This is a genomic window from Chryseobacterium sp. PvR013 (genome assembly GCF_017833095.1).
Lineage (GTDB): Bacteria > Bacteroidota > Bacteroidia > Flavobacteriales > Weeksellaceae > Chryseobacterium > Chryseobacterium culicis_A.
This window is the reverse complement of sequence record NZ_JAFIBT010000001.1, coordinates 898,298-917,426: the sequence shown is the minus strand read 5'-3', so window position 1 is coordinate 917,426 and position 19,129 is coordinate 898,298. Positions and strand designations below refer to the sequence as shown.

The window sequence follows — 19,129 nt, the reverse complement described above, 5'->3', positions numbered from 1 at the left end:
CTATGGAACGCAAGAATCAATATGCCCTTATTACAGGGGCTACCAGTGGTATAGGTTATGAACTGGCAAAACTGTTTGCAAAGAACGGTTATGACCTTGTGATTGTGGCCAGAGATCATGAAGAACTGAAAAGAAAAGCCGGTGAATTCAAAAATTACGGAGTGAATGTGATCAGCATCTCCAAAAATTTATTCTTACAGGAAGAGGTCTATTCTCTTTATTCCGAATTAAAAATGAATGGAATAAGCCCTGAAATATTGGTGAATGATGCCGGACAAGGAGTGTATGGGAAATTTCAGGATACGGATATTCACAAGGAAGTAGACATTGTCCAGTTAAATATCATTTCAGTCATCATATTGACCAAACTGTTTTTAAAGGACCGTCTGCCCAAGGGATCAGGGAAAATTTTAAATCTGGCCTCTGTTGCCAGTAAAGCTCCTGGTCCGTGGCATTCGGTATATCATGGTACTAAAGCATTTATATTATCATGGTCTGAAGCCATTCGTGAAGAGCTGAAAGATTCAGGAATTACAGTAACGGCTCTATTGCCAGGTCCTACAGACACGGATTTCTTCAATAAAGCAGATATGAACAGAAGTAAAATACTGGAAGACAGAGATAATCTGGCTTCACCAGAAGAGGTGGCTGCTGATGGTTATCATGCCCTGATGAGCGGTGATGATAAAATAATATCAGGGTTAAAAAACAAACTTTCCGTAGCAATGGCCAATATAGCCAGTGATAGCATGGCAGCTCATAGAATGTCTGAAATGCAGAAACCCTCAGCAGAAGAATAAAAAGATTGGTATGACAGGAAAATTAGAAAATAAATCTGTTTTAATTACCGGAGCAGACAGCGGTATAGGAAAGGCTGTAGCTCTTCTTTTTGCCCTGGAAGGTGCTGATATTGCTATTATATACCATTCAAGTGACAACGATGCCGGAAAAACAAAGGCGGAAATTGAAAAACTGAATAAAAAATGTATCATTTTCAAGGGAGATATCAATGATTATGAATTCTGTGAAGAAACGGTAAAAGAAGTTATTTCATCATTCGGAAAAATTGATATTCTCATTAATAATGCTGGTGTTCAGTTTCCGGCAGAAAGCATTGAACAACTTGAAGAAAAAAACATCAGACAGACTTTTGATTCCAATATCGTAGGAATGATTTTGTTAACGAAAGTAGTATTTCCATATCTGAAAGAAGGTGGAAGTATTATCAACACTACCTCGGTTTCAGCGTATCAGGGGCATGCTGAACTCCTTGATTATTCTGCAACCAAAGGAGCTATTGTTTCCTTCACGCGCTCGTTGGCACTTCAGGCTAAACCAAAAGGAATCCGTGTGAATGCCGTTGCTCCGGGACCTGTGGCTACACCGCTTACCGAAGAAACTTTTGATCAAGAGAAAGAAAATCCCCAAAAACCTCCTCTGGAGAGAAATGCCACACCGGAAGAAATTGCTTTTAGCTTTTTGTTTCTGGCCAGTAAAGATGCTTCACAGATTACAGGCCAGGTACTACATCCCAATGGAGGGCTGATTGTAAACGGTTAACATTAAATAGTTAAAATATGAAATCTACAGCACTTATTTTAGGCGTTATCAATCTATTTGCTTTTGCATAGTGCAGATGTAATATTGACGAAGATGAAAATAGAAAAAGAGACCAAAAAAAATCATTCCAATACCGATAAAACAGGGCTTCCTGAAAGTGATATATTGAGTGTCAGATAAGTTTAACATTAAAATATTTGGTTATGTACAGAGACGGAGCAAGAAAAAGCATATGGCAGGAAGAGGTCAGAAAATTTTCTACAGAAACTGATCTCAATTCATTATTTGATGTTGCCATAGTAGGCGGCGGAATTACCGGAGTTTCAACAGCAGTGAAGCTCCAGGAATCCGGAAAAAGATGTATTATCCTGGAAGCTGTGAATATTGGATTCGGAACAACCGGAGGTACAACTGCTCATTTAAATGATTTTTTTGATACAACTTTTAATCAGGTTATCCGTGATTTTGGACTGGATCATGCTAAACTGTATGCACAGTCCGGAACTGATGCCATCAGCATTATTGAAGATAATATTCAGAAATATCAGATCAGCTGTGATTTCACAAGGAAGTCAGCTTACCTTTTTGCTTTGGACGAAAAACAGGAAGAACGGTTAAAAGATATTGCAGAAGGAGCAGCTAAGGTAGGTCATGAAATGAATTATGTAAATGAGATTCCTTTTCCTATACCATTTAAAGAAGCGGTGCTTATTCCGGGGCAAGGGCATTTTCATCCTGTAAAATATATTAAAGGACTTTGCGAAGCCTTTATAAAACGGGGAGGTTCTATTCTGGAAAATTGTCTTGTTAAAGAACATGATGAGCAGAAAGACTATGTTATTTTAAAAACTTCTCAGGGAGAAATAAAAGCCAAGCATGTAGTGTATGCCACTCATATTCCGCCTGGAGTGAATCTGCTTCATTTTACGAATGCGCCTTACAGAAGCTATGCTATGGCATTTACTATGAAAAATGATAAATATCCGTGGGAACTTGGCTATGATCTCTGTGAACCTTATCATTATTATCGTATTCAGAATATTGATGGTGAAAATCTATTGATTGCTGGGGGCGAAGATCACAAAACTGGGCATGCAGACGATACCGGAGAATGTTTTTCAATTCTTGAAAATTATGTCAGAAAATACTTTGATGTGGAAACTGTATTTTACAGCTGGTCCAGCCAATATTATGAACCTATAGATGGACTTCCGTACATTGGAAAACTTCCCGGAAGTAAGGAACGAATTTTTACAGCTACCGGTTTCAGAGGAAATGGAATGATATTCGGGACCCTTTCTTCACAGATCCTGCATGATCTGATTAGTACCGGAAAAAGTAAATACGGAGAACTATTCAATCCTTCAAGAATAAAACCTATTGCAGGATTTTCAGATTTTGTGAAAGAAACTGCAACCATTGCATTTGATTTTATAAAAGATAAAATTTTAACTGAGAAAATTGATTCCTTCTCAGAAGTCGGAGAAGGAGAGGCAAAAGTCATTAAGTATGAATCCGAATCTTACGCCCTTTATAAAGAAAATGACGGCACACTGCACCTTCTCAGAAGTACCTGTCCGCATGCCGGATGTGAAGTCCGGTGGAACAGTGCAGAGCTGAGCTGGGACTGCCCATGCCATGGATCCAGGTTCAATGTCAATGGGAAAATCCTTACCGGACCCACCACAAAGAATCTGCAGAAAGTATTTCCTTATCAAAAACGTGATTCATAAACCTTAAACTTTAAACCTTGAACTTTAAACCTTGAACCTTAAACATTTAAATTAAAAGTTATGTCACGCACCAGTTTCCTGTATCGCAACAGCTTAAGTATTGTTCTGATTACTCTGATGATTATATTTCTTGCAGGGCAGTTTTTTATGGGTTGGAGAACTGAAAACAAAGAACTTATTGAAAACGGCAAATCTGCGTTAAAGATTACTGAATACATTCATAGCGGTCATTTTATCCAGGCTACCTTTGAAAACTGGGAGAGCGAATTTCTTCAGATGATGCTCTATGTTTTACTAACGATTTCTCTGCGGCAAAAAGGCTCCAGTGAATCAAAATCTATGACAGAAGAGGAAGATGTTGACAAAGAACCTGTTGCACATCCCAAAGCGCCATGGCCAGTTAAAAAAGGCGGCATATGGCTGAAACTCTACAAACACTCTTTATCACTTGCTTTTGCAATTCTCTTCCTGGCAAGCTTTATTTTGCATTTCTATGGAAGCTTAACGGATTTTAATGATGAACAGATGATGAAAAGTAAACCTTCCGTTACAGCAATGCAGTATATTTCAGAATCAAGGTTCTGGTTTGAATCTTTTCAGAACTGGCAGAGTGAATTTCTGGCGGTAGCTTCCTTGGTTCTTTTATCGATCTGGCTTCGTGAAAAAGGCTCTCCCGAATCAAAACCTGTTGATATGCCTCATGACGAAACCCCTTAATTCTTATTCACCTTTGGCTTGGTCTGCATGATGGCAAAATAGGATGACGTGAATGCTGATAGACTTTGGTAACCCACTTTATAAGCTACTTCACTCAAAGTGTATTGTCTGGTATCGATTAGTTCAATACTTTTTAAAATCCTTGTCAGCTGAAGATATTTCTGTAAGGTAATTCCTGTTTCGTTTTTAAAAATTCTCTGCAGGCTTCGCACAGACATTTGTGCTTTTTCAGCCAAGGCATCAATATCCAGATTATATTTAAAATGAGAATTGATCTCATTACACACCGGGATCAGTCTTACATCAGTAGGTACAGGAATTTCCAGACCGCTGCTTTCCTTACAGAAGTTGGGAAGGCTCTTTAAAATGGCTTTAAAAAAAATGTCCTGTTCTTCATTATCTTCCAATAATTGATTCCATTTTGAGGCATACAAAAGCATTTCCTTTAAAACAGGCAGAACAGCAAATACCTGAACATGCTGGTAAAATTCTTCTTCAAAAACCGATTTGAACAGGAATACCATCAGATTGACTGTTTGGGCTTCCGAGGTTATTTTGTGAGCTTTTTCTGAAGGAATCCAGATGACATGATGTTGTGGGACAAGATAAATTTTCCGGTCAATATGGAAATACTGATAGCCTTCCTCTACAAAAGTAAGCTGGGCACGGTTGTGCATATGCTCATAATCGTCATGCTTCCAGCCTTTTTCGCACCATACATAAGCTTCTTTGTTGATGGAATCTACAAACTGGTTTTCCGTTTTTTCAATCAGTCCACATTTCATGTTGTCGTTTTGTATGTGTATTTTGGCAAATTTAATAAAAACGACAGTAGTAATTTTGTACTATCAAATAATTAATCCAACATATAATCTATATCTTATTCAGAATGAAAAAACTATGTCTTTTTTTTATTTTAATTTTATTATCTAATACCACCAACATTATGGCACAAAATAAAGCTAAAATATTAGTTCTCATCCATTCAGATAACGGAGGAACTTACAACCTGGCTAAAGAAATAGCCAAAGGAATTGAAAGTGAAAACATTGCAGTTCCTTATATTAAATTGGTCAAAACTTCAGAAAATCCCAACCTGAAGAATATACCAGTGGCAACAGTAGATGAACTTACAAATTATGATGGAATTGCCTTTGGATCACCGGTTTATTTCGGGAACATCAGTACAGGAATGAGCGAATTCTTATCAAAAACTGTTCAGTTGTGGACCAGCCATGCTTTGGAAGGAATTCCGGCTACCGTCTTCATGTCTGCGGGAAGTGGAGCAGGAAAAGAACTGGCACTTCAGGCATTCTGGAACAGTCTTGCTGTGCACGGAATGGTATTGGTGTCTAATGGAATCCGCGGAACAGAAGAATTGAATAAAGCGATTCCACAGGGGAATACAGTACTGGGAGTTACGAGCATGGCTTCTTTAAAAGATGTGGAAAGGCCTACGAAAGGAGAACGAAATATTGCCGAACTTCAGGGAAGAAATTTTGCAAAAGTAGTATGGGCACTAAAGGATACGCATCCTAAAAAAACAGTAGCTGCTGTTGAAAATCACCAGAATTTCAGTGAAATACTGAAGAAAAAAAATATTACCCTTCCTCAGGTTCCTAAACCGGCAGGGAATTATCAGCCGTTTGTGCGTTCCGGAAATCTGGTATTTATCAATCAGGTTGCTTTGAAAGACGGCAAAATTTTCAATCCCGGAAAGTTAGGAGTGGAAGTTAATGAACAGCAGGTAAAAGAGGCAACAAAAGTAACGATGCTGAATGTTATTTCTGTATTGAATGAAGCGGTAGGAGGAGATTTAAGCAGAGTGAAGCAGTGTGTACAACTTACAGGAATTTTCAATACCAAAGATGATTATACAAAACATGCAGATCTGATGAACGTTGCTTCTGATCTGGCGGTTGAAGTTTTCGGAGAAAAAGGAAAACATGCCAGAGCTACTTTGGGAGCTTCATCTATTCCTGTGGGCTCTTCCGTAGAAATTCAGGCGGTTTTTGAAGTAGAGTAGTTTAAAGTTTATGATCTAAAACATATCCGATCCAACAGATTACGCAGAGTTTCTAATGCTCTGCGTAATCTGTTTAAAATTTAGAAATAACCTCAGCAATCAAAGGGATACTTTGTGCCAGCTGTTCCTCAGAAAGTGCTCCATAGCTTAATCTAAATCCATTTACATGATTTTGGCTGTATTGTTTCGGATGGATAATCTTAATATTTTTATCCAGTAATAATTGAGTTACCATATCCCAATCCAGTTGTTTTTTAGGAACAATCCAAAAGGCGAGACCACCTTCAGGCAAAGTAAAATCTGCAATATCGATCATACATTTTTTTAACAGCTCAAAAACAAAATCTCTTTTATTTTTATAATGAACGGTTGCTTTTCTGATATGCTTTTTCACAGCTCCTTCTTTGATCAGCTGAAGAACAGCCTGTTCCATGATGACATCTCCATGAACATCAATAATCTTTCTCAGATCACCAATTTTTTTCAGCAATTCCTGGTTTTTAGTGACCAGATAACCAATTCTCAAAGCTGGTGCCACCACTTTGCTCAATGTTCCGATATACACATAATTGTGAAGTTCCGGAAAACTCGAAATGGGCAGAATAGGGCGATATCCAAAATGAAATTCATTATCATAATCATCTTCAATAATCGTTACATTATATTGGTTTGATAATTCAATCAATCTCAATCTTCTTGACAGGCTCAGCGTAACCGTCGTAGGATATTGTCTGTGAGGAGTAATGTATATGGCTTTGACATTCTGATGCTCTGTCAAAAGTCTCTCAATAGCTTCTATATTGATTCCTTCTCTATCCACAGGCACACGCAAAAGCTGAGCTCCGGCATATTGAAAAGCTTGCCATGCAGGCTGATATCCGGGATCTTCTACAATAACCTGGTCTCCGGAAGTTAAAAGAGTCTGAGCGGTAAGAAACATTCCCATCTGGCTGCCACGGGTAATAGAAATTTCATTTTCATGAATATGCATTCCGCGCTGATGATTAAGCATCTGGGAGATCATTTTCCTGAACTCTATATCGCCATGTTCATCTCCATAACCCATCATTTGCCATTTGGCTTTGATACTGAAGATTTGCCTGTAAGCTCGTGCCAGTTCATTGACAGGCGCAATTTTACTATCAGGATGACCATCATCAAAATTGATCAGAACTCCGTTAGGCATTGTCCGTTGATTTTGAGAATCATGCATTGCATCTGCATTTTTTCCATGTAACAGAGGAAGCTTTTCTGATACAAAAATACCTTTCCTTTCTCTTGAAATTACCCATTCTTCATTAATCAGGACCTGGTAGGCTTCCACCACAGTATTTCGGTTAATTTTTAAGGTTTGGGCAAGATTTCTGCTTCCGGGCAGTGCATCTCCTGCTTTTAATCTTCCTGAGCGGATATCCGTGATAATAGTATCTGCAATCTGTAGATAAACGGCTTTATCAAGATTTTTATCAATTTCTAATTCTAATTTCCAAGGACGTAACATCTGGACTATCTATTTATGTGAAAACTGAATCATTTAAACAGTCCAAATATAGAATAATTTTGTCATGCAATAAAGCACAAAACCATAATAATTTTAAAATCATGGACAAGAAACAATTCAGTTCTAAAGATTTCCACGAAACTTTTGCAAGACCAAAGTATGTAAAACCAAGCCATTTAATTCATAAAAATGTAGAGAATGCGGGGGAACACAACCAGTTTTCAACTGAGAGAAAGCATCCGGTTTTCTTTGTTGATCTTCCGAGTAAAAATGTAAGCATGACCATTGGAGGATTAACTCCCGGACAGCAAACGAACAGACACCGTCATACTTATGAAACGGTATTATTTGTAATCGAAGGAAAAGGCTGGACAGAAGTAGAGGATGAAAGAGTACACTGGGAAGCTGGAGATGCCGTTTATATTCCTTCATGGGCCTGGCATAAACACCAAAATTTAAGTGATACGGAACCTGCCAAATATATTGCCTGCGAAAACGCTCCTCAACTGCAAAACTTAGGAGTGGCTTTGAGAGAAGAAGAAGGCAGAGACCTTTAGGATCTGAGAGGTAAACCATTGAGAAACTGTTTTCGTTACTTTTATTGATACTGGATATGATTTTCCTTTTCAAAGGAAAGCTCAATTGAATATTCTTAACAACTTACTATTTTCTTAATGGTTTAAAATAATCTTAAACATTTAAACCAAAAAACATGAAAAATGTGCCATTTAAAGGGATTATTGCCTATCCCATAACACCTTTTGATGAAAATGAAAAAGTAGATATTCCTCTTTTCAAACATTTGGTAGAAAGGCTGATCACTTCCGGAAGTCATGGTATTGCTCCATTGGGAAGTACAGGGGTAATGCCATACCTGTCTGATGAAGAAAAGGAAGAGGTTACAGAAGCTACCTTACAACAGGTAAAGGGAAGAATTCCAACACTGGTAGGGGTTTCCAATCTTACCACAGAGAAAACGATCCACCATGCTCAATTTGCAGAGAAAGCAGGGGCTGATGCCGTGATGATCATTCCGATGAGCTACTGGAAGCTTACGGATGATGAGATTGTTGCCCATTATGATGCCGTTGCCCGTAAAATTTCTATCCCGATTATGGCTTATAATAATCCGGCAACAAGCGGAGTAGATATGTCACCAATCCTGTTGAAAAGGCTGCTTGAAATTCCTAACGTAACCATGATCAAAGAAAGTACGGGAGATATTCAAAGAATGCATCATCTGAGAAGAGAACTGGGAGAAGAGGTTGCTTTCTATAATGGTTCCAATCCTTTGGCTCTGGCCGCATTTTCTGCAGGAGCAAGAGGCTGGTGTACGGCTGCACCCAATCTTATTCCTGAACTTAATATCAGCCTTTACAATGCTGTTGAAGAAGGAAATCTTGAAAAAGCAAAAACAATTTTCTATCAGCAGTTTGACCTTTTAAAATTTATTGTCAATAAAGGATTACCAAGAGCGGTGAAGTCAGGTCTGAATATTCTGGGTGAAGATGGCGGGAACTTGAGAAGTCCTTTAAAACCTTTACATGAAAAAGAAACAGAAGAATTAAAAAATATTATTAAAACCCTTATTAATTAATACAATCTTATGAAAAAATCCATTTTTTATCATGCAGGATGTCCTGTATGTATCAGCGCAGAACATGATATTATCAGCCTTATAGGGTTGGAAAATGTTGAAATTATCCATTTGGGTAATGACAAAAACAAAATTGAAGACGCAGAAAAAGCAGGCGTGATGTCTGTACCCGCTTTAGTAACACCAAACGGGAACGTCCTTCATATTAATTTTGGAGCATCTATAGAAGATGTGAAAAATTAGCATTATTAATCTTGTATAAACGGCTCAATTTCTTGAGCCGTTTTTTTTCTTATTAGAGAATTTACTGCTTATTCAGAATTTTCTAAATCGTTGCATTTCCTTCTACACCGTCAGAATTATTGGTTTTATGACCTGTGATTGCAGCCGCTACAAAACTAAACAGGCTTACCAGTTTTCCCGCTTTGGTATCCCAGTAATAGGTTTCTCTAGGTTCTACACGAATAATGGTTACATTGGGATCATCTTTTCCGTCAAACCATGCTTTAGCCAGAGGAGACCATTTATCTTCAATAGTGGCTTTGTCCTTATAAACAGACGCTTCTCCGTACACAGAAAGATATTGGGAATCACTGTTATTCATAAAAAACAGTTGAACTCTCCGGTCTTCTTTAATTTCAAAATTTTTATTGCTGGTACCACTGCTGATAAACCAAAGGTTTCCGCTGTCATCCGTTTCCTGTAAGCTCATGGGTCTTGAATTAACCGGAACGGTTTCCAGTTCTGTACAAAACATACATATTCTGGCTTTTTCCGAAAGTTCTTTGATTTTTTTGATCGCTTCGAGATGGGTAAGATTTTGTGTTGACATGATATAATATTTTAGTGATTGGTATTCATTAAAATATTCAAATACCTGACCAAAAAGGAATAAAGTGTGGTACCTTCCGTTGATTTCTTTTCAATAAATATGTTTTACGTACATTTGATGGATGCAGATTTCGCCTCCTAAACATTTAGCGCTTTATATCAGGCATTATATCTTTCTGGAAAATCCCGAAAGCGATATAAGGCACCTAAGGCTCTTTACTGATGGGAGTTCCGGACTTATTCTATCCGGGGATATGAATCTGTATTCCGGTATTTCAGAAGACCATATGCCACTTTCCTTTTTTTACGGAGCTTTAAACGGATACAAAGACTTTTCTTCAAAAGGGAGATTTTCTCTGATTGCTGTTGTATTCCAGCCTTATTTTCTGAATATTCTTTTAAAAACTTCTGCTAAGGAAATCAGTAATCAGATTGTTTCTGTGGAAGACGTATTGAAAAATAAGCTGGAAGTATTTCAGGAAAAACTGTTTAATAAGACAAACCCTTTAGCTGTTATTCATGATCTGAATACATTTTTTACTGATTTTTTATCAGAAAGCATGCATGCTGAACATCATATGATAGCTGCAACACAGCAATATATTCTTCAGAATAAAGGCTCTGTATCCTCCAAAAATTTACAAAGTTTCACTGGGTATTCTGAACGGCATCTGGAAAGAAAGTTTGAATATCATATGGGAATATCTCCAAAAAAATATGGAAATATTATCCGTCTTCATTACTTTTTAAGCCTTATGAATAAAGGATTTGATCATGAAAATATGACGATGCTTTCATATGAAGCGGGATATTCCGACCAGTCACATCTTATCAGAGAATTTAAAAATAATATCGGGCTTACTCCCAAGCAGTATCTGAATACAGAAAATAAGATGGCTGTTAATTTCATTGAGCTGTAAACCGGACATGTCGGTTTTATACAATTTTTCAGCGGCGGATCTATCTAGTTTTGCTTAAAAAAATCAATGAATATTAAAATTTCAACCGCACAATTTGAAAACAAAAGCGGGGATAAAGCTTATAACCTGTCCATTATCGAGAAATTAGCTGCTGAAGCGGCATCCAAAGGCTCTCATGTGATTGTTTTTCATGAATGTTCAATCACAGGTTATACTTTTGCAAGGAAACTTTCCAAAGAACAACTCCTCGACGTTGCTGAACGTATTCCGGAAGGGGAGAGCATCCAAAAATTACAGGAGATTGCCACAAAATATAATATTACTCTATTAGCAGGTTTGTTTGAAAAAGATCAATATAATAATCTTTTCAAAGCATATGTATGTGTTGATAAAACAGGGCTGAAGGCAAAATACAGAAAACTTCATCCTTTTATCAATCCGAATCTTATACCCGGAAATGAGTATTGTGTATTTGATATTATGGGCTGGAAGTGTGGAATTTTGATCTGCTATGATAACAACGTCATTGAAAATGTAAGAGCAACAAGACTTCTGGGAGCCGAGATTATTTTTATGCCACACGTTACCATGTGCACCCCTTCTACAAGGCCGGGAGCTGGGTTTGTTGATCCTCAGCTGTGGGAAAACAGGGTCGCTGATCCTACCTCTTTGCGGTTGGAATTTAAGGGAATGAAAGGCAGAGACTGGCTGATGAAATGGCTTCCGTCAAGAGCTTATGATAATGGTGCTTATATTGTTTTTTCAAACCCTGTAGGAATGGATGATGATCAGCTGAAAAATGGATGTTCCATGATTATTGATCCTTTCGGAGATATTATTGCAGAATGTCATTCGTGGGAAGATAGCTTTGAATCGGCTGTCATTACCCCAGAAAAGCTTACTCAGGCAGGAGGGTACAGGTATATTAAAGCCCGAAGACCTGAATTGTACCGAGACATCATAGGGCAGGAGCATTCACCGCAACAAAAAGTTGTATGGCTTGACGATAAAACCATTTAAAAAATAAATCTCTCCTGTAAATGATATGCAGGAGAGATTTATATTTATTGACTCATTGTTTTCTGAAGGTCTGTCCAGGCACCTCCGTTATGAATATGGCTGAAGCCTCTTTCTTTGAGAATATTTTCAGCTTTTACACTTCGAAGCCCATGAGAGCATACTGTAATGTATGTTTTTTCAGGATCCAATTCTACATACCGCTCTCTGATTGTTCCTAATGAAATATTTACAGAACCTTCTATATGTCCCGTTTCATATTCTTTTTCAGTTCTTACATCGAGAATTATCGCTCCTTTTTTGAGCAGCTGCGGTAATCCGTTATCTAAAGTCTGGAATCGGTATATTCTGTAGGCAACATAAAGAATAAGGGCAATTCCACAGAATATAAAAAGGCTTTTCATAGCTTGCTCAGTATTTTTTTGTCAATATAAAATGTTCCAAACGGAATAAAGCAGGCAAGAATTACTTTCCATGTTATTTCTTTGAATTTCCAGTTCTGTTCCACACCCACACTCAATGTATTGAATAGGAAAAGCAGGAATAATGTTCCGTGTACCGGGCCGATGAGTCTTACCAATAAAGGATTTCCCATCCAATACTTCATAGGAACGGCAATGCCTGTCAGGGTCAGTAATGAGATCCCTTCTAAAATAGCCAGAATTCTCAGCCGTCCGATTTTTGTTTTAAATAAATCTATCATAATTATCTGAAATAAGGTCTGTTTGCAAAAGGAGAAAAGGGCCATGGAATGGCAATGAAAATAATAATCAGCGCAATAGAAAACCAGATGCCCATAGTTTTGAATTTTTCTTTATCTGAAGATTTTCTTTTGGTTAAAGCAGAACCAACTGTAATGATAATAATGGCGGTAATCATCAATGAAATATGAATCAAACCAAAAAACAGATGTTCAAAAGATTCTTTGGCTGCATTCAGATTCTTCCAGAAGTATTGAATTACTGGGCTTTTCAAATAAAAAACCATTCCTATGATCAGTTGGATATGAGCGATAGTAGCGGTCCAATGCCTGACAGCATTATCAGTTCCTGTAAATTTTCTTTCCGACATAAATCCTTTGAAAGAACGGTAAATAGCATAGAGTAAGCTTATTAAGACCAACCATCGGGTTAATGAATGTAAAAAAGTAAGGGTTTGGTACATGGGTTATTTTTTAGAACAGGACAAAGGTATAATAAAAACATACTAATTAGTATGTTTTTGAGTAAAAAAATTATTGAAGAGTTTTGAAGTAAGACTTAAGTCCCTTTAAATAAATAAGATATACTTCTTTTGAATTTTCAACCTTCCCCAAATTTCTGACACCCCAATACCCGGAAATAACAAAAACACTGACTTCTCTTGCGCTGACTTCCTTTTTAATGATTCCTTCCTTTTTTCCTTTTTCAATACTTTCAGTAAAAGCTTCTTCCCATTCTTTCGAAAGCTCATGTAAAGCCTGGGTAAAGACAGTGTGCCAAGGTGCCATTTGCTGCACAAAATTCGAAGTAGGGCAGCCATACTCAACTTTTAGAAAATCATTTTCCATCAGGAGATTGTGGATGATCTCATAAATATTGTCCAGAGGATTTTTGTTGTTTTCAAGGGATTCAATAAAGTTGCGTCTGAAGTTGGGCTTCATCAGTTCGTTGATAATAGCCAGTCCCATCTCATCTTTAGTTTTAAAATGATAGTAAAAAGCACCTTTCGTCACCTGAGTCGTTGCGATAATTTCATCAATGCTTGTTGTCTGGAAACCTTTTACATAGATTAATTCGAACGCTTTCTGGAGAATAGTAAGTCGGGTTGCTTCTGATTTCTTCATTAAAACTGCTGATTATTGTACAAAGGAACAAATTTTAAACTTAAAATAAAACTATCATTATTCTGATACTTTTATACAATTTAAATAATTTTTATAATACAAATATTCGTCGGAAATTTGCCTTATCAATATCAACAAATTATAAGACAATGAATTTTCAAAAAGAAATAGAAATCAATACTGCAACACAGACGGTTAAAAAAGGTCTTCCTGCAGCTTTATGGGCATTAACGATTAGTGCCTTCGGAATAGGAACTACTGAATTTGTAATTGTGGGACTGCTGCCCACTGTAGCATCTGATCTCGGGATTACCATTCCGTCAGCAGGTTTACTGGTGAGTCTTTATGCGATTGGAGTAGCTATCGGAGCTCCTATATTAACGGCATTAACGGGGAAAATTCCACGTAAAATGCTGCTGGTTTCCATTATGCTCCTGTTTGTTATCGGAAATGGCCTGGCATCGATTGCTCCCGGATTTATAACTTTAGTGCTGGCAAGAATTTTAACGGGTTTTGCCCATGGAGTTTATTTTTCCATCGGTTCTACCATTGCCGCTTCATTGGTACCTGAAGAAAAAAGAGCTACAGCAATTTCTATTATGTTTGCCGGGCTTACACTGGCCATTGTAACAGGAGTTCCGCTGGGAACTTTTATAGGACAGCACTTCGGATGGAGAGCGACTTTCATTGGTGTTTCCATCCTTGGAATGATTGGGTTAGTGGCCAGTTTATTACTGGTTCCCAATACGCTGAAAAATGGGAAAACAGCTTCATTAAAAAGCCAGTTTAAGGTATTGGGAAATAAACGTCTGATCTTTGCTTTTTTAATGACTGCAATGGGATATGGAGGAACATTTGTTGTTTTTACTTATCTGTCACCTATTTTACAGAAGATCACAGGATTTCAGGAATCTACCGTTACTTTTATCCTTTTGATTTATGGAATTGCCATTGCACTAGGCAATCTGATTGGAGGAAAAGTAGCAAATAAAAACCCTTTGAAAGCTCTTCTATGGATGTTTGCCGCACAGGGACTGGTATTGCTTGCCTTTTATTTTACTGTAAGCAGTCCGGTGCTAAGTATAATTACCCTTTTCCTTTTAGGAGCATTATCATTTGCTTCTGTTCCGGGACTTCAGCTATTGGTGGTACAAATTGCTGAAAAAGAACTTCCGGGAACGGAAGACGTTGCCTCAGGGATCAATATTGCAGCCTTTAATATGGGTATTGCAATCGGATCTTATGCAGGAGGAATGATTGTGACATCTTCTTTAGGGCTGGAAAGTACACCCTGGATCGGGGCTTTGTTCCTGCTGGTTACCGTATTGATAACGATCTACAGTATCCGTTTAAGCAGGAAAAATTAAGATTTCACAAATAATTTTTATCAGACTTATCAATCCTTGTCAAGGTTCAGAACCTTGACAAGGATATAAAACCAAAGTATTAAATCTCATAAATTTCCGCGTCTGTAAACACAAAAAATGTACTTTTCTTAGGCAGATTTTTGGTATCCAATCCTGTGAATTCACTAAAAGCAGGAAGTAACAATTGATTGCTGCTGAGCGCAAAGCAGGGAAGCCTGATATTCTTTACCGCAGAACTCAGCACAATTCCGGGGTGAATATGTCCGGTAATCTGAAATCCGGATCTGGCCGGATCAAAATCATGAATAAAAGTAATGTCATCAGTTTCAAGCCATTCAGCTTTGTAATCAAAACATAATTTTTCCTCTAAAGCTTTGGAAATTCTGTCATGATTTCCTTCAATAAGATAAAACTGCAAGTCGGGATATTGCTTTTTCCATACACAGAATTCATCCACATCAGAATTGTCTCCGGCGTGAAGTAGATCACCAACCACAATGAATTTTTCAGGCTGAAAAAACTCAATCAGTGCGGATAATCTTTCCAGGTCGCTTTTCATAATATGATTGGCCAATGCAATACCATTTTTACGGAAATGAGCAGTTTTCCCGATATGAAGATCGGAAAGGATCAATGCTTTATCTTTTTCCCGGAATGCTGCCCGCTGATTGGTCAGAATTAAAGTTTCATTTTGGATGGAAATTTTTTTTGTTGCTATAAACACTTGATGGATTGAAAATTTAATGCTTAAAGGTAAACTATTTAAATCGGATTAACTGACTCTCCGGCTTACATGAAATTTTTCATCAAAAACATAAGTCAGAGGAATACCGGTAGCAATTTCCCGTTCTAAAATTTCTTCAGGAGAAAGATGCTCCAGATACATAATAAGTGCACGGAGACTGTTTCCATGGGCCACAATCAATACATTCTCACCCTGTTTTAATAAGGGTCTTATCTGACTTTCAAAATAAGGAATTACTCTGCTGTAAGTATCTTTAAGGCTTTCTCCGCCCGGAGGAACTACATCAAATGATCTGCGCCAGATATGAACCTGCTCATCACCATATTTCAGTGCGGTTTCTGCTTTGTTTAATCCTTCCAGATTTCCGTAAGAACGTTCGTTTAATGCTTTATCTTTGATGACCGGAATATTGGGATTTCCAATTTCGTTAAGGATGATAGAGAGAGTATGCTGTGCCCGTACCAAGGCAGAAGTAAATGCAATATCTATTCTTTCTCCTTTTAGCGCAAGACCTGCTTTTTTTGCTTCTTCAATTCCGGCTTCAGTTATATCAATATCTTTCCAGCCTGTAAATCTGTTTTCCAGATTCCAGAGTGACTGTCCGTGACGGACCAGGAATAATTTTTCCATTATTTACATTTTATTTTAAACTTCTAAGAAGGTATACTCTAAGTTACGATGATTATTTAAACTTATCAAGAAAATTAACTTAGAATATTAGGCTAAGAATAAGATTAAAATTGCAGAAGAATTTATCAGAAAAGCCTTATGAAATATCACTTATATTAGATAGTTTCAACATTCTTTTAATCCTTGCATCCAATCCTTCACTCGAAAGAGTTTGTCTCAGACTGTCTACTTTGATGGGGAAGCTGAGCGGGGTAAAAGAACGGGAATGTTTTAGAATAATTTCAGATTTTTCAATCCTTTTAAAAGCTTCTACAAGCCGTTGTTCCTGAAGCTGCATGTTAAAAACTTCTGTATAGGCCTGCTTTATTAAAAAATGATTGGGATCATGGTCTTCCAGAACTTTGAAAATAAGTCCGGCAGAGCTTTGTAATGATTTGTTGGAGCGCTGCTGTCCTGCATAATTTTGAATCACCATTCCTGAAATTACAGCAATATCACGAAATTTTCGTCTTGCCATTTCTGCAGAATTAATGCTTGCAATCACATCGTTCATCAGATTGTCCCGGGTAAGAATCTGTTTCAGGTTTTCTTCATTTAGCGGGATCTCTTTGTCACTGAACAATTCGAATCCGTAATCATTCATCGCCATAGAAAAGGAAATAGGTGCAAGCTTTGAAATCCTGTAGGCAATCAGGGCGGCCATTACTTCATGAACTAAACGTCCTTCAAAAGGATACATAAACAAGTGATATCCTTCACGGTTTTTAATCATTTCAACAAGAAATTCATTTTCTTTGGGAATATGAGAATTTGCTTCCTGATTGATCAGAAGTGGATGCAGAAATTTGAGTTCTTTTTCTGAAGCTTTTGGATTTAAAGCGTGTGAAAGTTTTTCTCTTAAAAAATGTCCTAAATTAGAGCTTAGTGGCAATCTTCCTCCCAGATAACTGGGTACTAAAGCCCTTCCTTTAGCTGCTCTTACATACACGGTCATATCTTTGATCATTGCAACTTCAAGGGTACGTCCGGCTAAAATGAATTTTTCCTCTTTCTTTAGTTTTGAAATAAAATATTCTTCAATCATTCCGATATAACCTCCGGAAATAAATTTCACCTTTAGCATCGCATCACTTACAATAACACCCATATTCATCCTGTGAAGCATCGCTATTTTTCTTGAAGTGACTTTATAAAGGCCGTCTTCCATAATGACTATTTTATGGAATTCTTCATAGTTTTTCAACACACTGCCGCCAATGGTAAGAAATTCCAGGATGCTTCGCCACTCTTCATCCAACATTTCCTGAAAAGCATATACTTTTTTGATTCTTTCATAGAGTTCATCAGGATAAAAGCCATCACCAACAGCCAATGTCATCAGAAACTGAACCAATACATCAAAACATAAAACCTGTGGTTCTCTGGGCTCCACTACTTTTTGTTTTACGGCTTCTTTTAAGGCTGAAACTTCAATCAGTTCCAAAGAATGGGTAGGGACACAATAAATTCTGGAAGTTTCAAAAGGGGAGTGACCGCTCCGTCCGGCTCTTTGGAGGAAACGTGCGACACCTTTTGCGGATCCTATCTGAATAACGGTGTCAACTGGTTTAAAGTCAATACCAAGATCGAGGGATGATGTGGATACCACAGCTTTTAATTTACCGGAACTTAGATTTTCCTCAATCCAGATTCTCAAATGGGCATCAATAGAACTATGATGGATTGCAATTTGTCCTGCAAAATCAGGATGAGCATCCAGCAGAAGCTGATACCACATTTCGCTCTGGCTTCTGGTATTCGTAAATACAATGGTAGATTTTGAATCCAAAATAATAGGGACTACTTTATCTGCAAGCTTATTTCCAAGATGTCCTGCCCAGGGTAATATTTCGATTTCATTAGGAAAAACAGGAAGAATATCTATCTTTTTATGCTCTTTAGCTGTGATTTTTGTCTTTTTAATATCATAAGGGATGAGTACTTCCATAGCTTCATCCAGATTTCCGATGGTGGCTGTAATTCCCCAGATTTTAACTTTCGGGACATATTTTCTAAGCTGTGAAATGCCGAGTTCTACCATCACACCTCGTTTTGAACCGAGTAATTCATGCCATTCGTCCACAGCAATACATTTCATATCCCTGAAAAAAGCTTCATTATTTTTCTGAGCCAGTAGCAAATGGAGACTTTCGGGAGTTACCACCAGAATTTCAGGCATTTTTTTAACCTGTTGCTGTCTTACTTTTGGATCAGTATCGCCGTTTCTTACTCCTACAGCCCAGTCGAGCCCTATTTCATCAATTGCTTCCTGCATGGCTTTAGCGATGTCTTTGGATAGAGAACGAAGCGGTGTTATCCAGATCATTTTCAGTCCTTTTTTATATTGATCGGGATGATTCAGGAAGTTAGAAATTAATGCTAAAAAAACAGAGAACGTTTTTCCAAAACCGGTAGGAGCAACTACCATTCCGCTGTATCCATTTTCAAATTTCTTCCAGGTTTCTATCTGAAATTTAAAAGGTTCAATACCTTTATCGGTCATCCATTGCTGAATGATCTTAAATCCGTCGGTATGTTCAAAAGCTGCCAAATTTATTTTGATTTAAATTTTTAACGCAAAAGGCGCTAAGATTTTATATGATATTTTTTAATCTTCGTTC

At 37.5% G+C, this 19,129-nt stretch carries 21 protein-coding genes; 11 read left to right on the top strand and 10 right to left on the bottom strand.

Annotation, left to right across the window (positions count from 1 at the left end; translation table 11 throughout):
• Positions 1-2 precede the first annotated feature (2 nt).
• The 4 genes from JOE44_RS04235 to JOE44_RS04220 all read left to right on the top strand — a co-directional run bounded on the left by JOE44_RS04235 (position 3) and on the right by JOE44_RS04220 (position 4,010).
• Complete coding sequence (locus tag JOE44_RS04235; RefSeq protein ID WP_209784475.1) at positions 3-800, top strand: SDR family oxidoreductase; 798 nt, start codon at positions 3-5, stop codon at positions 798-800.
• A gap of 10 nt (positions 801-810) precedes the next feature.
• On the top strand, positions 811-1,560 hold the full coding sequence (locus JOE44_RS04230) for an SDR family oxidoreductase (protein ID WP_209784474.1): 750 nt from the start codon (positions 811-813) through the stop codon (positions 1,558-1,560).
• A 203-nt stretch (positions 1,561-1,763) separates the two neighbouring features.
• Positions 1,764-3,293 carry an FAD-dependent oxidoreductase gene (locus JOE44_RS04225; RefSeq protein ID WP_209784473.1) on the top strand — a complete coding sequence of 510 codons (1,530 nt, stop codon included), beginning with the start codon at positions 1,764-1,766 and terminating at the stop codon, positions 3,291-3,293.
• Between the two features lie 60 nt (positions 3,294-3,353).
• Complete coding sequence (locus JOE44_RS04220; protein ID WP_209784472.1) at positions 3,354-4,010, top strand: DUF6766 family protein; 657 nt, start codon at positions 3,354-3,356, stop codon at positions 4,008-4,010.
• Here the strand turns inward: JOE44_RS04220 and JOE44_RS04215 are convergent.
• Entirely contained in the window at positions 4,007-4,795 is a 789-nt protein-coding gene (locus JOE44_RS04215) for an AraC family transcriptional regulator (protein WP_209784471.1), read from the bottom strand. The two genes, JOE44_RS04220 and JOE44_RS04215, sit on opposite strands and share 4 nt — an antisense overlap.
• Positions 4,796-4,956: 161 nt before the next feature.
• Here JOE44_RS04215 and JOE44_RS04210 point away from each other — a divergent pair, with 161 nt between their 5' ends.
• A complete protein-coding gene (locus tag JOE44_RS04210; protein ID WP_245169704.1) occupies positions 4,957-6,036 on the top strand; it encodes an Atu1372/SO_1960 family protein in 1,080 nt (359 codons plus the stop codon).
• Positions 6,037-6,109: 73 nt separating this feature from the next.
• Here JOE44_RS04210 and JOE44_RS04205 read toward each other — a convergent pair whose 3' ends face one another.
• Positions 6,110-7,537, bottom strand: coding sequence for a PLP-dependent aminotransferase family protein (locus tag JOE44_RS04205; RefSeq protein WP_209784469.1), 1,428 nt, complete (start codon positions 7,535-7,537; stop codon positions 6,110-6,112).
• A gap of 101 nt (positions 7,538-7,638) precedes the next feature.
• On the opposite strand from JOE44_RS04205, the gene JOE44_RS04200 reads away from it, so the two are divergent.
• The 3 genes from JOE44_RS04200 to JOE44_RS04190 all read left to right on the top strand — a co-directional run bounded on the left by JOE44_RS04200 (position 7,639) and on the right by JOE44_RS04190 (position 9,377).
• Complete coding sequence (locus tag JOE44_RS04200; protein WP_034698222.1) at positions 7,639-8,094, top strand: cupin domain-containing protein; 456 nt, start codon at positions 7,639-7,641, stop codon at positions 8,092-8,094.
• Positions 8,095-8,249: 155 nt separating this feature from the next.
• Positions 8,250-9,134 (top strand): dihydrodipicolinate synthase family protein, encoded by an 885-nt coding sequence (locus tag JOE44_RS04195; RefSeq protein ID WP_209784468.1) that lies wholly within the window; start codon positions 8,250-8,252, stop codon positions 9,132-9,134.
• A 9-nt stretch (positions 9,135-9,143) separates the two neighbouring features.
• A complete protein-coding gene (locus JOE44_RS04190) occupies positions 9,144-9,377 on the top strand; it encodes a thioredoxin family protein (protein WP_105682372.1) in 234 nt (77 codons plus the stop codon).
• Between the two features lie 82 nt (positions 9,378-9,459).
• Here JOE44_RS04190 and JOE44_RS04185 read toward each other — a convergent pair whose 3' ends face one another.
• Entirely contained in the window at positions 9,460-9,966 is a 507-nt protein-coding gene (locus JOE44_RS04185; protein ID WP_209784467.1) for a pyridoxamine 5'-phosphate oxidase family protein, read from the bottom strand.
• A gap of 121 nt (positions 9,967-10,087) precedes the next feature.
• On the opposite strand from JOE44_RS04185, the gene JOE44_RS04180 reads away from it, so the two are divergent.
• A complete protein-coding gene (locus JOE44_RS04180; protein ID WP_209784466.1) occupies positions 10,088-10,885 on the top strand; it encodes an AraC family transcriptional regulator in 798 nt (265 codons plus the stop codon).
• A gap of 66 nt (positions 10,886-10,951) precedes the next feature.
• A complete protein-coding gene (locus JOE44_RS04175) occupies positions 10,952-11,905 on the top strand; it encodes a nitrilase family protein (RefSeq protein WP_209784465.1) in 954 nt (317 codons plus the stop codon).
• A gap of 44 nt (positions 11,906-11,949) precedes the next feature.
• Here the strand turns inward: JOE44_RS04175 and JOE44_RS04170 are convergent, their stop codons facing one another.
• The 4 genes from JOE44_RS04170 to JOE44_RS04155 all read right to left on the bottom strand — a co-directional run bounded on the left by JOE44_RS04170 (position 11,950) and on the right by JOE44_RS04155 (position 13,727).
• Positions 11,950-12,306, bottom strand: a complete 357-nt coding sequence (locus JOE44_RS04170; protein ID WP_209784464.1) for a rhodanese-like domain-containing protein — start codon at positions 12,304-12,306, stop codon at positions 11,950-11,952.
• On the bottom strand, positions 12,303-12,605 hold the full coding sequence (locus tag JOE44_RS04165) for a DUF3817 domain-containing protein (protein ID WP_209784463.1): 303 nt from the start codon (positions 12,603-12,605) through the stop codon (positions 12,303-12,305). Before JOE44_RS04165 ends, JOE44_RS04170 begins: the two co-directional genes overlap by 4 nt.
• Before the next feature lie 2 nt (positions 12,606-12,607).
• Positions 12,608-13,066 carry a hypothetical protein gene (locus JOE44_RS04160; protein ID WP_209784462.1) on the bottom strand — a complete coding sequence of 153 codons (459 nt, stop codon included), beginning with the start codon at positions 13,064-13,066 and terminating at the stop codon, positions 12,608-12,610.
• A 70-nt stretch (positions 13,067-13,136) separates the two neighbouring features.
• Positions 13,137-13,727: a TetR/AcrR family transcriptional regulator gene (locus JOE44_RS04155; protein WP_209784461.1), complete on the bottom strand. Its 591-nt coding sequence runs from the start codon at positions 13,725-13,727 to the stop codon at positions 13,137-13,139.
• Between the two features lie 149 nt (positions 13,728-13,876).
• On the opposite strand from JOE44_RS04155, the gene JOE44_RS04150 reads away from it, so the two are divergent.
• The gene (locus JOE44_RS04150; RefSeq protein WP_245169703.1) at positions 13,877-15,094 is read left to right on the top strand and encodes an MFS transporter; all 1,218 of its coding nucleotides are present in this window, start codon (positions 13,877-13,879) and stop codon (positions 15,092-15,094) included.
• Between the two features lie 79 nt (positions 15,095-15,173).
• On the opposite strand, the gene pdeM is transcribed toward JOE44_RS04150, so the two are convergent.
• The 3 genes from pdeM to JOE44_RS04135 form a co-directional block, all read right to left on the bottom strand.
• Complete coding sequence (gene pdeM / locus JOE44_RS04145) at positions 15,174-15,818, bottom strand: ligase-associated DNA damage response endonuclease PdeM (protein ID WP_209784460.1); 645 nt, start codon at positions 15,816-15,818, stop codon at positions 15,174-15,176.
• 48 nt (positions 15,819-15,866) lie between these two features.
• Complete coding sequence (locus JOE44_RS04140; protein WP_209784459.1) at positions 15,867-16,469, bottom strand: 2,3-bisphosphoglycerate-dependent phosphoglycerate mutase; 603 nt, start codon at positions 16,467-16,469, stop codon at positions 15,867-15,869.
• A 136-nt stretch (positions 16,470-16,605) separates the two neighbouring features.
• Positions 16,606-19,059 (bottom strand): ligase-associated DNA damage response DEXH box helicase, encoded by a 2,454-nt coding sequence (locus tag JOE44_RS04135; RefSeq protein ID WP_280893486.1) that lies wholly within the window; start codon positions 19,057-19,059, stop codon positions 16,606-16,608.
• Between the last annotated feature and the right edge of the window lie 70 nt (positions 19,060-19,129).

Bases quoted from the DNA above. Each gene is read 5' to 3' on its own strand.
- JOE44_RS04150 (WP_245169703.1), top strand. From the start codon at position 13,877: ATGAATTTTCAAAAAGAAATAGAAATCAATACTGCAACACAGACGGTT.
- JOE44_RS04175 (WP_209784465.1), top strand. From the start codon at position 10,952: ATGAATATTAAAATTTCAACCGCACAATTTGAAAACAAAAGCGGGGAT.
- JOE44_RS04165 (WP_209784463.1), bottom strand. From the start codon at position 12,605: ATGATAGATTTATTTAAAACAAAAATCGGACGGCTGAGAATTCTGGCT.
- JOE44_RS04215 (WP_209784471.1), bottom strand. From the start codon at position 4,795: ATGAAATGTGGACTGATTGAAAAAACGGAAAACCAGTTTGTAGATTCC.
- JOE44_RS04230 (WP_209784474.1), top strand. From the start codon at position 811: ATGACAGGAAAATTAGAAAATAAATCTGTTTTAATTACCGGAGCAGAC.
- JOE44_RS04185 (WP_209784467.1), bottom strand. From the start codon at position 9,966: ATGTCAACACAAAATCTTACCCATCTCGAAGCGATCAAAAAAATCAAA.
- JOE44_RS04190 (WP_105682372.1), top strand. From the start codon at position 9,144: ATGAAAAAATCCATTTTTTATCATGCAGGATGTCCTGTATGTATCAGC.
- JOE44_RS04210 (WP_245169704.1), top strand. From the start codon at position 4,957: ATGGCACAAAATAAAGCTAAAATATTAGTTCTCATCCATTCAGATAAC.
- JOE44_RS04220 (WP_209784472.1), top strand. From the start codon at position 3,354: ATGTCACGCACCAGTTTCCTGTATCGCAACAGCTTAAGTATTGTTCTG.
- JOE44_RS04170 (WP_209784464.1), bottom strand. From the start codon at position 12,306: ATGAAAAGCCTTTTTATATTCTGTGGAATTGCCCTTATTCTTTATGTT.
- JOE44_RS04205 (WP_209784469.1), bottom strand. From the start codon at position 7,537: ATGTTACGTCCTTGGAAATTAGAATTAGAAATTGATAAAAATCTTGAT.
- JOE44_RS04195 (WP_209784468.1), top strand. From the start codon at position 8,250: ATGAAAAATGTGCCATTTAAAGGGATTATTGCCTATCCCATAACACCT.
- JOE44_RS04155 (WP_209784461.1), bottom strand. From the start codon at position 13,727: ATGAAGAAATCAGAAGCAACCCGACTTACTATTCTCCAGAAAGCGTTC.
- JOE44_RS04235 (WP_209784475.1), top strand. From the start codon at position 3: ATGGAACGCAAGAATCAATATGCCCTTATTACAGGGGCTACCAGTGGT.
- JOE44_RS04225 (WP_209784473.1), top strand. From the start codon at position 1,764: ATGTACAGAGACGGAGCAAGAAAAAGCATATGGCAGGAAGAGGTCAGA.
- JOE44_RS04160 (WP_209784462.1), bottom strand. From the start codon at position 13,066: ATGTACCAAACCCTTACTTTTTTACATTCATTAACCCGATGGTTGGTC.
- JOE44_RS04180 (WP_209784466.1), top strand. From the start codon at position 10,088: ATGCAGATTTCGCCTCCTAAACATTTAGCGCTTTATATCAGGCATTAT.
- JOE44_RS04140 (WP_209784459.1), bottom strand. From the start codon at position 16,469: ATGGAAAAATTATTCCTGGTCCGTCACGGACAGTCACTCTGGAATCTG.
- JOE44_RS04200 (WP_034698222.1), top strand. From the start codon at position 7,639: ATGGACAAGAAACAATTCAGTTCTAAAGATTTCCACGAAACTTTTGCA.